Origin of the sequence: Klebsiella sp. OBRC7, assembly GCF_000293135.1 — a bacterium.
In the GTDB taxonomy this organism is placed as follows: Bacteria; Pseudomonadota; Gammaproteobacteria; order Enterobacterales; family Enterobacteriaceae; genus Klebsiella; species Klebsiella michiganensis.
This window is the reverse complement of sequence record NZ_ALNJ01000024.1, coordinates 43795-56591: the sequence shown is the minus strand read 5'-3', so window position 1 is coordinate 56591 and position 12797 is coordinate 43795. Positions and strand designations below refer to the sequence as shown.

The 12797-nt window shown below is 56.2% G+C and carries 9 protein-coding genes; 5 read left to right on the top strand and 4 right to left on the bottom strand.

Features of this window, described 5'->3' with window-relative positions:
- Window positions 1-34: 34 nt before the first annotated feature.
- The gene (gene purT / locus HMPREF1144_RS04885) at window positions 35-1213 is read left to right on the top strand and encodes a formate-dependent phosphoribosylglycinamide formyltransferase (RefSeq protein ID WP_004852102.1); all 1179 of its coding nucleotides are present in this window, start codon (window positions 35-37) and stop codon (window positions 1211-1213) included.
- Between the two features lie 46 nt (window positions 1214-1259).
- Here purT and HMPREF1144_RS04880 read toward each other — a convergent pair whose 3' ends face one another.
- The 3 genes from HMPREF1144_RS04880 to zwf all read right to left on the bottom strand — a co-directional run bounded on the left by HMPREF1144_RS04880 (window position 1260) and on the right by zwf (window position 5446).
- The gene (locus tag HMPREF1144_RS04880; RefSeq protein WP_004103368.1) at window positions 1260-1901 is read right to left on the bottom strand and encodes a bifunctional 4-hydroxy-2-oxoglutarate aldolase/2-dehydro-3-deoxy-phosphogluconate aldolase; all 642 of its coding nucleotides are present in this window, start codon (window positions 1899-1901) and stop codon (window positions 1260-1262) included.
- A gap of 37 nt (window positions 1902-1938) precedes the next feature.
- The gene (edd, locus tag HMPREF1144_RS04875) at window positions 1939-3750 is read right to left on the bottom strand and encodes a phosphogluconate dehydratase (protein WP_009651973.1); all 1812 of its coding nucleotides are present in this window, start codon (window positions 3748-3750) and stop codon (window positions 1939-1941) included.
- Between the two features lie 220 nt (window positions 3751-3970).
- Window positions 3971-5446, bottom strand: a complete 1476-nt coding sequence (gene zwf, locus HMPREF1144_RS04870) for a glucose-6-phosphate dehydrogenase (RefSeq protein WP_004122041.1) — start codon at window positions 5444-5446, stop codon at window positions 3971-3973.
- 325 nt (window positions 5447-5771) lie between these two features.
- Here zwf and HMPREF1144_RS04865 point away from each other — a divergent pair, with 325 nt between their 5' ends.
- Window positions 5772-6677 carry a MurR/RpiR family transcriptional regulator gene (locus tag HMPREF1144_RS04865; protein WP_161505349.1) on the top strand — a complete coding sequence of 302 codons (906 nt, stop codon included), beginning with the start codon at window positions 5772-5774 and terminating at the stop codon, window positions 6675-6677.
- 125 nt (window positions 6678-6802) lie between these two features.
- Complete coding sequence (gene pyk / locus HMPREF1144_RS04860; RefSeq protein WP_004852109.1) at window positions 6803-8245, top strand: pyruvate kinase; 1443 nt, start codon at window positions 6803-6805, stop codon at window positions 8243-8245.
- Window positions 8246-8308: 63 nt separating this feature from the next.
- Here the strand turns inward: pyk and HMPREF1144_RS04855 are convergent, their stop codons facing one another.
- On the bottom strand, window positions 8309-9643 hold the full coding sequence (locus HMPREF1144_RS04855) for a 2-hydroxycarboxylate transporter family protein (RefSeq protein WP_009651968.1): 1335 nt from the start codon (window positions 9641-9643) through the stop codon (window positions 8309-8311).
- A 411-nt stretch (window positions 9644-10054) separates the two neighbouring features.
- Between HMPREF1144_RS04855 and HMPREF1144_RS04850 the strand changes: the two genes are divergently transcribed.
- Together HMPREF1144_RS04850 and HMPREF1144_RS04845 are read left to right on the top strand one after the other, a co-directional pair.
- Window positions 10055-11002, top strand: coding sequence for an AEC family transporter (locus HMPREF1144_RS04850; protein ID WP_009651978.1), 948 nt, complete (start codon window positions 10055-10057; stop codon window positions 11000-11002).
- A 62-nt stretch (window positions 11003-11064) separates the two neighbouring features.
- Entirely contained in the window at window positions 11065-12750 is a 1686-nt protein-coding gene (locus HMPREF1144_RS04845; RefSeq protein WP_009652035.1) for an NAD-dependent malic enzyme, read from the top strand.
- Window positions 12751-12797 lie beyond the last annotated feature (47 nt).

The window sequence follows — 12797 nt, the reverse complement described above, 5'->3', positions numbered from 1 at the left end:
TGCGGCGCATGTTTTTTTACTGCGGAAGAGAGTTATGACTGTATTAGGTACGGCGCTGCGCCCTGCGGCAACAAAGGTAATGCTGTTAGGTTCCGGCGAACTGGGTAAAGAAGTGGCCATTGAATGCCAGCGCCTGGGAATTGAGACCATCGCCGTCGATCGTTACCCTGACGCTCCGGCCATGCAGGTCGCACACCGTTCGCACGTCATCAATATGCTGCACGGCGAAACGTTGCAGGCGCTGATTGAGCAGGAAAAGCCTGACTTTATCGTACCGGAAATCGAGGCCATCGCCACCGATACACTGGTCGCGCTGGAGCAGGCCGGGCAGAAAGTCGTCCCCACCGCGCGCGCGGCAAAGCTCACCATGAATCGCGAAGGGATCCGCCGCCTGGCCGCTGAAGAGCTGAAGCTGCCGACCTCCGCCTACCGTTTTGCCGACAGCGAACCCGCCTTCCGCGAAGCCGTCGCCGGGATAGGCCTGCCGTGCATCGTCAAGCCGGTAATGAGCTCATCGGGTAAAGGCCAGAGCTTTATTCGTTCCAGCGAACAGCTGGCTGACGCCTGGCAGTATGCGCAGCAGGGCGGCCGCGCCGGGGCCGGACGCGTTATCGTTGAAGGCGTGGTGAATTTTGATTTCGAGATTACCCTTCTCACCGTCAGCGCCGCGGACGGCGTACACTTCTGCGCGCCGGTCGGTCATCGCCAGGAAGATGGCGACTATCGTGAATCCTGGCAGCCGCAGCAAATGAGCGCGCTGGCGCTGGAACGCGCGCAGGAAATCGCCCGTCAAGTGGTGCTGGCGCTGGGCGGCTACGGCCTGTTCGGTGTTGAACTGTTCGTCTGCGGCGACGAGGTGATTTTTAGCGAAGTCTCGCCGCGCCCGCACGACACCGGTATGGTCACGCTGATTTCACAGGACTTATCCGAATTCGCTCTGCACGTTCGCGCCTTCCTCGGCCTGCCGATTGGCGCGATTCGCCAGTACGGCCCGGCGGCCTCGGCGGTGATCCTGCCGCAGCTAACCAGCCAGAACGTCACCTTCAGCAACATTCAGGCCGCGGTCGGTGCGGGGCTGCAGCTGCGTCTGTTCGGCAAGCCGGAAATCGACGGTTCGCGTCGTCTGGGCGTGACGCTGGCGATAGCCGATAACGTTGAGGAAGCGGTTGCGCGCGCCAAAGCGGCGGCGTCAGCGGTCGTGGTCGCAGGATAAAAAAAAAGCCCGGTCGCAGACCGGGCCTCTGGTGAGTGCGCGAAGATTACTTCGCGCCTTCTACCGCCTCACGAGCCAGTTTGGTGATACGGTCGTAATCACCGGCTTCCAGCGCATCCGCCGGTACCAGCCAGGAGCCGCCGATGCACAGTACGCTGTTCAGCGCCAGATAGTCGCGATAGTTCGCCGGAGAGATGCCGCCAGTCGGGCAGAAGCGAATGTGCGCGAACGGGCCGCCAATCGCCTGCAGCGCTTTCACGCCGCCGTTTGCTTCCGCCGGGAAGAATTTGAACTCTTTCAGGCCATACTGCATACCCAGCATCAGCTCGGATACGGTGCTGATCCCCGGGATCAGCGGAATGGTGCCTTCGCCGGTCGCCGCTTTCAGCAGGGATTCGGTCAGGCCAGGGCTGATAGCAAACTGCGCGCCCGCTTCGGTCACTTCTTTTAGCTGCTCAACGTTGGTGACGGTACCGGCACCGACAATCGCTTCCGGGACTTCTTTGGCGATCGCGCGGATAGCGTCCATCGCACACTCGGTACGCAGGGTCACTTCCAGTACGCGTACGCCGCCTGCAACCAGCGCTTTCGCCATTGGCACAGCGTGTTCCAGCTTTTTCACCACGATTACCGGTACTACCGGGCCGGAGGTGAGGATTGCTTCTGCAGTTGTTTTCCAGTTTTTCATCAGATTTTCTCTCGCCAGATCTATAAATCGAATCGTCTTAAAAATTGATGCAGGTTGCGCCCTGTTCTGCTCCGGAGAGTTTCTCACGCAGCGCACCGAACATTTCCCGGCCGGTTCCCACGCGCGAACCGCTCAGGTCAGGAATATGCGCCTGACGCGCGGCCAGCTCTGCGTCATCGACCAGCAGCGTTAGCTCGCCCGTCTGGCCGTTGACGCGGATGATATCGCCATCGCGTACTTTCGCCAGCAGGCCACCATCGTACGCTTCGGGCGTCACGTGGATCGCCGATGGCACTTTGCCTGATGCGCCGGAGAGACGACCATCGGTTACCAGCGCAATTTTGAAACGGCGGTCCAATAATACACCAAGTGGCGGCATAAGTTTATGTAATTCTGGCATGCCGTTCGCTTTTGGCCCCTGATGACGGACGACAACCACGCAATCTTTGTCGAGCAGCCCCGCTTCAAAGGCGGGCAGTACATCATGCTGGCTCTCGAAAATCACCGCAGGAGCTTCAATAATCTGGTTTTCAACCGGCACGGCGGAGGTTTTCATGACCGCACGTCCGAGGTTACCGCTCAGCACTTTGGTGCCGCCGTGGCGAGAGAACGGTTTATCAAACGTGGCGATAACCTGTTCGTCCAGCGGCGCGGTCGCCCCTTCGCGCCAGTCAAGTTCGCCGTTATTAAGCCAGGGCTCCATGGTGTAGCGAGAGAGGCCGAAGCCGGCCACGGTGTGAACATCTTCATGCAGCAGGCCGCCTTTCAGCAGCTCACGCACCAGCACCGGCACGCCGCCAGCCGCCTGGAAGTGGTTAATATCCGCCGGGCCGTTCGGGTAGAGGCGCGCCAGCAGCGGCACCACGTCAGAGAGATCGGAGAAATCATCCCAGTTAATGATGATCCCTGCCGCCCGCGCCATGGCCACCAGGTGCATGGTATGGTTAGTGGAGCCGCCGGTTGCCAGCAGCGCGACAATCCCGTTGACCACCACTTTTTCATCAAACATTTTGCCCAGCGGCATCCACTCGTTACCGTTGCCGGTCAGGCGGGTCACCTGGCGGGCGGCGGCGGCGGTCAGCGCTTCGCGCAGCGGCGCATCCGGATGCACGAATGACGATCCGGGCAGCTGCATCCCCATAAACTCAACCACCATCTGGTTGGTATTGGCGGTACCGTAGAAGGTACAGGTGCCAGGCGCATGGTAAGACGCGGCTTCGGACTCCAGCAGCGCCATACGATCCACTTTGCCTTCCGCATAGAGCTGACGAATGCGCACTTTTTCTTTATTCGCCAGGCCGCTGGCCATCGGCCCGGAAGGGATAAAGATGGACGGCAGGTGGCCGAACGACAGCGCAGCCATTGCCAGGCCAGGGACAATTTTATCGCAGACGCCAAGGTAGAGCGCGCCGTCAAACATGTTGTGCGACAGGCCGATCGCGGCGGACATGGCAATCACTTCGCGGCTGAGCAGCGACAGCTCCATCCCATCCTGCCCCTGCGTCACGCCATCGCACATCGCCGGAACGCCGCCGGCGACCTGGCCTACCGCGTTCGCGGAGTGCAGCGCTTTGCGGATAATATCCGGATAGCGCTCATAGGGCTGGTGGGCGGACAGCATATCGTTGTAGGAGGTAATGATGGCGATGTTATTGCGCAGCATACTTTTCAGCGAGGCTTTGTCATCCGCCTGGCAGGCGGCAAAGCCGTGGGCCAGGTTACCGCATGCCAGCTGGGCGCGATGAACGGTGTCGGTTTTGGCCTGGTTAATCCGGGCGAGGTAGGCTTCGCGGGTAGCGCGCGAGCGTTCGATGATGCGATTTGTTACCCGTAACATTTCAGAATTCATAAAGGCTCCTCAAATTTCATCTGTCCGGCCGCAGCGCTTTAGCGGTACTTTTAGGGGCTTAGGGCACCAGTACTGGGGCTCAGGGGCAAAATATCTGCAAGCAGTGTAATAAAAAAAGCCCCGGGGGTGAATCCTCCGGGGCTTAAAAGATTAAAAATTACGCGACTTGCTGCGTCAGATCATGTTACCGGTAAAATAACCCTGACGGAGGAACTGGCGATTACTCAAACTCGTTCCACGAACGACCGTCGCGGGTGATCATCGCCACGGAGGCAACCGGCCCCCAGGTACCCGCCTGATACGGTTTCGGCGAATCGCGATCGGCAGCCCAGGCTTCAGTGATGGAATCGACCCACTTCCACGCCTCTTCCACTTCATCACGACGGACAAACAGCGCCTGGATACCGCGCATCGTTTCCAGCAGCAGGCGCTCGTAGGCATCCGCCAGGTGGGTTTGATTAAAGGTTTCCGAGTAGCTCAGATCCAGCTTGGTGATCTGCAGGTTATGCTTGTGGTCAAGTCCGGGAACTTTGTTCAGCACCTGGATATCCACCCCTTCATCCGGCTGCAGACGAATGGTCAGCTTATTCTGCGGCAGCTCTTGCCAGGTCTCTTTGAACAGGTTCAGCTCCGGCGTTTTGAAGTAAACCACGACTTCGGAACACTTGGTCGGCAGACGTTTACCGGTACGCAGGTAGAACGGTACGCCCGCCCAGCGCCAGTTGTCGATATCCACGCGGATCGCCACGAAGGTTTCTGTATGGCTGGACTTATTGGCTCCCTCTTCCTCGAGGTAGCCCGGCACTTTTTTGCCCTGCGCGAAGCCGGCGGTGTACTGGCCGCGCACCGTTTTTTCACGCACGTTGGTGCGGTCAATGCGGCGCAGCGATTTCAGCACCTTCACTTTTTCATCGCGGATGCTATCGGCAGTCAAATCTGACGGCGGGGACATGGCAATCATGCACAGAATTTGCAGCAGGTGGTTCTGGATCATGTCGCGCATCTGCCCGGCCTGATCGAAGTAGCCCCAGCGGCCCTCAATGCCCACCTCTTCCGCCACGGTGATCTCGACGTGATCGATGGTGCGGCTGTCCCAGTTATTGACGAACAGCGAGTTAGCAAAGCGCAGCGCCAGCAGGTTCAGCACCGTCTCTTTACCCAGATAGTGGTCGATACGGTAGACCTGGCACTCTTCAAAGAACTCACCCACCCGATCGTTGATCTCGCGGGAGGTTTCCAGGGAGGTACCCAGCGGTTTCTCCATCACCACGCGGGCCGGCTTGGCGTTCAGCTTCGCTTCACCCAGACCTTTGCAAATCGCGCCGAAGGTGCTCGGCGGCATGGCGAAATAGTTAATGGTCACCCGCTCTTTTTGATCGAGCATTTTGCCCAGGCGAGTAAACGCTTTGGTATCGTTGACGTCAAGGTTACAAAAATCCAGACGCCCGCTCAGGGTCTCCCACAAACCTTCATCGATTTTCTCCTTCATGAAGGTTTCCATCGCTTCACGCACTACCTTGGTGTAAGCGTCTTTGTCCCAGTCGGCGCGACCGACGCCGATGATGCGGGTGTCAGGGTGGATCTGGCCCGCTTTTTCAAGTTGATACAGGGAAGGCAGCAATTTACGTCGCGCCAGGTCACCCTTCGCGCCGAAAATGACCAGATCGCATGCCTGGGCCGTTTGCGTTACCGCCATGTCATTCTCCTTAGTTGATAGCCCGGTGCTTATGCCAGACTATAGTTGTATTTGTAATTTTCTTTCACTGCATCGTACTGTGTTTACGAATTTCCCGAAACCCTCAGCGGCCGTTCCCGCTGCTAAATCGCACAGGGTGGAAAATAGAGGCTGAGATTTTGGGCATGCGGCTAATATTGTTCGTTGTTTCGACCGAATATCAGTTAGTAAAATACGACTCTGATCATGTAATGAAAAAAAACAACATATTTTCAGGTCATTCCTCACCGTTTCCGACTACGGAGGGGTATATTCTTGCTAAAACGCCTGATGATTTCACCCATTAATGAAATCGCTTCCATTGATGAGCGCCCGATTACCCATGAATATGCTGGAAAAAATCCAGTCCCGGCTGGAACACCTTAGCAAATCTGAACGCAAAGTGGCGGAAGTCATCCTTGCTACCCCCGCGCAGGCCATTCATTCAAGCATTGCCGCCCTGGCGCTGGAAGCCGGCGTCAGCGAGCCCACGGTTAACCGTTTCTGCCGCAGCCTGGAAACACGCGGTTTCCCGGATTTCAAACTGCATCTTGCACAAAGCCTGGCGCACGGTACGCTCTATGTTAACCGCAACGTCGATGAAGACGACAGCGTTGAGTCCTATACGGGAAAGATATTTGAGTCAGCCATGGCCAGTTTAGATCAGGTCCATCATTCTCTCGACATGTCGGCGATCAATCGCGCGGTTGACCTGCTCACGCAGGCGAAGAAAATCGCCTTTTTTGGCCTGGGCTCTTCGGCCGCCGTCGCCCACGACGCGATGAACAAGTTTTTCCGTTTTAACGTGCCGGTGATCTATTCCGACGACATCGTCCTGCAACGCATGAGCTGTATGAACTGTAATGACGATGATGTGGTGGTGATCATCTCGCATACCGGCAGGACTAAAAGCCTGGTGGAGCTGGCGCAGCTGGCGCGCGAAAACGATGCGATGGTGATCGCGATTACCTCCCCCGGCACGCCGCTTTCCCGGGAATCAACGCTGGCGATTACCCTGGATGTACCGGAAGATACCGATATCTATATGCCGATGGTCTCCCGCTTAGCGCAGCTGACGGTGATTGATGTCCTGGCGACCGGCTTCACCCTGCGGCGGGGAGCAAAATTCAGAGATAACTTGAAGAGGGTCAAGGAAGCGCTCAAGGAATCGCGCTTTGATAAAGAGCTCAGCGTACACAGCAATGACCAATAAAAGTAGAAACAAAGCACTATCCTATTACACCGTCGGTAACGTTCCGGTATAGCGACTTTGCTCGTCGGCGCTACCGAATCCATGTTCACGCAACACCAAAGTTGTTTCAGTCAACGGAGTATTACATGTCCAGAAGGCTTCGCAGAACCAAAATCGTGACTACCTTAGGCCCGGCTACCGACCGCGATAACAACCTTGAGAAGGTTATTGCCGCAGGCGCTAACGTGGTACGTATGAACTTCTCTCACGGCACCGCGGAGGATCATCAGATCCGCGCGGATAAAGTCCGTGAGATTGCGGCGAAACTGGGCCGTCATGTCGCGATTCTCGGTGACCTACAGGGGCCGAAAATCCGCGTTTCCACCTTCAAAGAAGGCAAAATTTTCCTCAATATCGGCGATAAATTCCTCCTCGACGCAAACCTGGGTAAAGGCGAAGGCGACAAAGAGAAAGTCGGCATCGACTATAAAGGCCTCCCGGCTGACGTGGTTCCGGGCGACATTTTGCTGCTGGACGACGGCCGCGTACAGCTGAAGGTCCTGGAAGTTCAGGGCATGAAGGTGTTCACCGAAGTCACCGTCGGCGGACCGTTGTCCAACAATAAGGGGATTAACAAGCTGGGCGGCGGCCTCTCTGCCGAAGCGCTGACGGAGAAAGACAAAGCGGACATCATCACCGCCGCCAAAATTGGCGTTGATTACCTGGCCGTCTCCTTCCCGCGCTGCGGCGAAGACCTGAACTACGCTCGTCGCCTGGCGCGCGATGCCGGCTGCGATGCCAAAATCGTCGCCAAAGTCGAGCGCGCGGAAGCGGTATGCGATCAGGACGCGATGGATGACGTGATCCTCGCCTCCGACGTTGTCATGGTGGCCCGCGGCGACCTCGGCGTGGAAATCGGCGATCCGGAGCTGGTCGGCATCCAGAAGGCGCTGATCCGCCGCGCCCGTCAGCTGAACCGCTCGGTCATTACCGCGACGCAGATGATGGAGTCGATGATCACCAACCCGATGCCAACCCGCGCCGAAGTCATGGACGTGGCGAACGCCGTGCTGGACGGCACCGACGCCGTGATGCTGTCGGCAGAAACCGCCGCGGGCCAGTATCCGTCTGAGACCGTTGCCGCGATGGCGCGCGTCTGCCTCGGCGCGGAAAAAATCCCCAGCCTCAACGTCTCCAAGCACCGCCTGGACATTCAGTTCGATAACGTGGAAGAAGCCATTGCGATGTCCGCCATGTACGCGGCGAACCACCTCAAGGGCGTCACCGCTATCATTACCATGACGGAATCCGGTCGGACCGCGCTGATGACTTCCCGCATCAGCTCCGGCCTGCCGATTTTCGCGCTGTCTCGCCACGAGCGCACGCTGAACCTGACCGCGCTGTATCGCGGCGTGACCCCGGTGCATTTCGATAGCGTCAATGAAGGCGTAGCCGCTGCGCACGACGCGGTAACGCTGCTGCGTGATAAAGGCTATCTGGTGACCGGCGACCTGGTTATCGTCACTCAGGGTGACGTGATGAGCACCATCGGTAGCACCAACACCACCCGCATTCTGACCGTCGAGTAAGCCTCTCCACCTACCTGCCAGCACCGCAGCTGGCAGGTATTTTTTGCCCCCTCGCCCGCTATACTACGCAAGCCAGCTCAACAATAGCGTGGCGGTAATCACCGTCGACGCGCCGCCGATACGGGTAGCTATCTGGGCAAAAGGCATTAATCCCATTCGGTTTGATGCCGAAAGAATGGCGACGTCTCCCGTCCCCCCAAGCCCGCTGTGGCAGCTGGTGACGATGGCCGCTTCGACCGGGTACATATTCAGACGAGAAGCGATAAGAAAGCCGCTCAGCGCCATCGCAATGACGATTGAGCCACAAACCACCACGTAGCCAACCGAGAAGACCGCGACCACGCTTTCCAGAGGAACATACAGCATTCCCAGGCCTATCATCAGCGGCCAAACCAGCGCGGCGGAGACAAACTTGTAGCAGCTGTGCGCCCCGAGCTCCATCGCCGCCGGGATAACCTTCGCGTATTTGCAAAATACCGCGGCCAGAATCATCAGCACCGGCCCCGGAATATGCACCACCTTTTCCAGCAGACCGCCGACGATAAAAAACGCGCAAATCATTAATAATCCGGCACCCATCAGTTGGAAATCCGTGGGCTGCGCGCGCTGATTTTGCGCAAAGACGCTGTTATCTTCATGGCTACGAATTAACATTCCGCTGCCGGAGAGCGAAGGACGTCGCGTCCCCATGCGTGCCAGAAAACCGGCGCAGATGATGGCGAAAATATTGCCCACCACGGCAGCCGGCGCCAGCTGCGCCACGTAAACGTCGGGCGTTTGCCCGAGAATAGCTGAATAGGCCAGCGACAGAGGCAGGATCCCTTCACCGATACCGCCGCCAATGATCGGCACGATAATAAAGAAAAAGGTGTGGTAGAAACTGTAGCCAAACAGGCTGCCCACCAGCAGGCCGGTTAAGATCGCCGCCCCGGTCCCTACCACCAGCGGGACAAACATACGCACCATTCCCTGAATCAGGATGGTTCTGTTCATGCCCAGAATGCTACCGACGACCAGGCAGGCGATGACGAAATAGAGGAGGTTGGCCTCTTTCATCAGCAAATGCACGGTATCGAGGGTATGCGCTTCGAACATGCCGAAATAGACCAGCACGGAAGGCGTCATCAGGCACAAAATGGCCGGGCCGCCAACCTCCTTGAGGATCGGTACCATCCGGCCAATTTTAGCCAGCGCGAACCCCAGGGTCATGATTACCGCCAGACCGCCAATCATGTTCTTCGGCAGCAGGCCTGCGGTCGCGGAGATAGCAACAATTGCGGCTATCCCGATAAATAGTGCCAACGGTACGGCGCCGACCTCAATATTGGATAAAAGTCGTGGCGCCTGCCCGCTCGGCAGCGTTTTATCTATCGGGTGGTTCAGAGAATTATTTTCCATATTTTTACCTGAATTATGATGACGTAGGGTATCGACGCAATATTAAAACTGCGTAATAAAATTAAAAAAGAGTACCAGCCACAATGCCAATAAAACAAAAAAACGTTAGCACAGGAATTTAAAATTAAAAACGAGATCCAAATTTCGCTGTTCTACTTTGTGACTAAACCACAAAATTCATTTTAAGTAATTTAATTTATCACCACGAAACTAAAGTTAGTGTCGTCGTAATAATTGAATGCCAGGGATATAAGTTGATGTTCCCACCCTCTTTTCCCTATTTGTAAGTAAAGTAGTCAAGGCGAAATTATTTAAAGCACGGCGACTGTGATGACTATCACCTTTTAAATACCAGGGGATCGTTAGATTAAAAAATACAACGTCGCCGATAATATATTTTCAGGATATCCTATGCCTTCACTGCTCTTAGAATCCCTTTTTCCCCTGGTGTTTATCATGCTGCTTGGATGGCTAAGCGGCAAGTTGGGCTACAGCCGCCGCGAGGACGCGTCCGTGCTGGCCACGGTGGTTATTCGTTTTGCACTTCCCTTCCATCTGTTTATCGGCGCATTGAATACCCATCCCGATAAGATTAAAAACTTCACCTTTATGGCGGTATTGGTCATCGGTCTTATGGGATCATATTTCCTCACGCTCCTGATCTCACGCTACGTTTTTCGCCATGATATAAAAACCAGCGCAATTCAGTCCCTGGTGTGCGCTTTCCCCGATATGGCCTACTTTGGCGCCCCCGTGCTTGCGGTGCTGATTGGCCCCGAGGGCTTTCTCGGGGTGCTTATCGGCAACCTGGTGACCAGCGTATTGATGATCCCCTTGACCATCATTCTGATTCGCATGGGAGATAAGCGCACCTGCGCTGATGTACAACAGCCTAATGCGCTGCAGCTTATCCTGCAAAACCTGTTTAAAGCCGTCAGAAACCCAATAGTCTGGATCCCGATTTCCGGCGTGCTGCTCAGCCTCGCGGGGGTACAGCTGCCGCATATGCTCAGTATGCCTATTGAGATGGTGGGAAAAGTGGCGGGCGGCCTCTCCCTGTTCGCCCTTGGGCTGCTCTTTTACGGTGAGCGTCCTACGGTCAATATTCAAACCTGTACCAATATCAGTATTAAAAACCTGATCCAACCGGCAATGATGGCCATGGCTGGTTTAGCCTTTGGCCTCAGCCATAGCCTGATGCAGCAGGTCATTATCATCGGCGCGACGCCTTCCGCCATTGCGGCAGGGATGTTTGCCCTGCGCAGCGATACCTATATCGAGCCCGCCTCATCCTCTATTTTGCTGGGCACCGCCATCGGCGTCGTTACCGAAGGAATTATGATTTATTTAATCTCATAATCACTGAAATAAAGCCGGAAGAATCCCGGCAATTACTTGATATTATATTCAGGAGTCATCCAATGTTAGCCACAGAAACCTTATACACGCCTTATAACGGTGCCGTCCTGCTGGAAAACCCGTTATTAAATAAAGGTCTCGCTTTTACTCATGGTGAACGGTCCGCATTTAATCTTCAGGGGCTGCTGCCGCATAATGTTGAAACTATTGAAGAACAAACCGCGCGCGCGTGGGGGCAGTTTTGCCAGTTTAAACGGGATATATCGCGGCATATTTATCTTCGAAATATACAGGATACTAACGAGACCCTATTCTATAATCTGCTGCGCAACCATATGAAAGAAACGCTGCCGATCATTTATACCCCAACGGTAGGCGAAGCGTGTGAACACTTCTCTGAAATTTATCGTCGGGGGCGCGGCCTGTTTATTTCATGGCCTAACCGCCACAATATTGACGAGATGCTGCAGGGCTTCTCCCGCAACGATATCAAAGTCATTGTCGTGACCGACGGCGAGCGCATTCTGGGCCTCGGCGATCAGGGGATTGGCGGCATGGGGATCCCGATCGGCAAACTCTCGTTATATACCGCCTGCGGGGGGATTCATCCGGCATCAACGCTGCCCATTATGCTGGATGTGGGCACCAACAACGCCCAGCATCTGGAAGACCCGCTGTATATGGGCTGGCGTCATCCGCGTATTAGCGACGAGCAGTACATGGAATTTATGGACATGTTTGTGCATGCCATCAGCCAGCGCTGGCCACAAGTGTTACTGCAGTTCGAAGATTTTGCGCAAAAAAATGCTACCCGGTTACTTAACCGCTATCGTGACCAGCTTTGCTGTTTCAACGATGATATCCAGGGCACGGCGGCCGTGACTTCTGGCACGCTGATTGCCGCCGCCGCTGCGGCCGGTACTCGGATCCGCGACCAGCGCGTGGTGTTTCTCGGCAGCGGTTCCGCCGGATGCGGGATTGCGGAAAAAATCATGGCCCTGATGGTTGATGACGGGCTGTCAGAGCAGGAAGCGCGCAATCGGATCTTTATGGTTGACCGCTTTGGTCTGTTAACCGATGAGATGCCCAATTTGCTGGATTTTCAGCGCAGCCATGTGACGCCGCGGAAACATCTTGCCCACTGGGATACCGACGCGGCCCACCTGTCGCTGATGGATGTTGTACGCAACGTCCACCCCACCGTGCTGATCGGCGTATCAGGCCAGCCGGGACTGTTCAGCGAAGAGATCATCAAAGAGATGCATCAGCACTGCCCGCGCCCGATTATTATGCCCTTATCTAACCCGACGTCCCGCGCCGAAGCCCAGCCGAAGGATTTGCTGGAATGGACCCGGGGGAACGCGCTGATTGCCACCGGTAGTCCGTTCGCGCCCGTATGCTATGACGGTAAGACCTACGATATCGCCCAGTGCAACAACGCCTATATCTTCCCCGGCCTGGGGCTGGGAATTCTGGCCAGTAAAGCGGAACGCGTTACCGAGGCAATGCTTATCACCTGCAGTAAAACCCTCGCCGCCCACTCGCCTTTAGCTACCCGCGAAGCCGGCGGATTACTGCCGCCGGTCGAAGAGATTGAGATGATTTCCCGGGCGATTGCCGCAGAGGTCGCTCGCGCGGCTCAGCAGGACGGCGTCGCGCCGCTTATCAGCGAAGCCCAGTTGGCCGAGAATATCGATCGCACCTTCTGGCGAGCGCGCTATACCGCGTATAAACGCTCGCCATTTTAAACGCCCGCTGCCGGGTGAACACTGCGGGAAGCGCCCTGCTTCCCGCC

Bases quoted from the DNA above. Each gene is read 5' to 3' on its own strand.
- HMPREF1144_RS04855 (WP_009651968.1), bottom strand. From the start codon at position 9,643: ATGGAAAATAATTCTCTGAACCACCCGATAGATAAAACGCTGCCGAGC.
- edd (WP_009651973.1), bottom strand. From the start codon at position 3,750: ATGAATTCTGAAATGTTACGGGTAACAAATCGCATCATCGAACGCTCG.
- zwf (WP_004122041.1), bottom strand. From the start codon at position 5,446: ATGGCGGTAACGCAAACGGCCCAGGCATGCGATCTGGTCATTTTCGGC.
- HMPREF1144_RS04865 (WP_161505349.1), top strand. From the start codon at position 5,772: ATGAAATCGCTTCCATTGATGAGCGCCCGATTACCCATGAATATGCTG.
- HMPREF1144_RS04880 (WP_004103368.1), bottom strand. From the start codon at position 1,901: ATGAAAAACTGGAAAACAACTGCAGAAGCAATCCTCACCTCCGGCCCG.
- purT (WP_004852102.1), top strand. From the start codon at position 35: ATGACTGTATTAGGTACGGCGCTGCGCCCTGCGGCAACAAAGGTAATG.
- HMPREF1144_RS04850 (WP_009651978.1), top strand. From the start codon at position 10,055: ATGCCTTCACTGCTCTTAGAATCCCTTTTTCCCCTGGTGTTTATCATG.
- pyk (WP_004852109.1), top strand. From the start codon at position 6,803: ATGTCCAGAAGGCTTCGCAGAACCAAAATCGTGACTACCTTAGGCCCG.
- HMPREF1144_RS04845 (WP_009652035.1), top strand. From the start codon at position 11,065: ATGTTAGCCACAGAAACCTTATACACGCCTTATAACGGTGCCGTCCTG.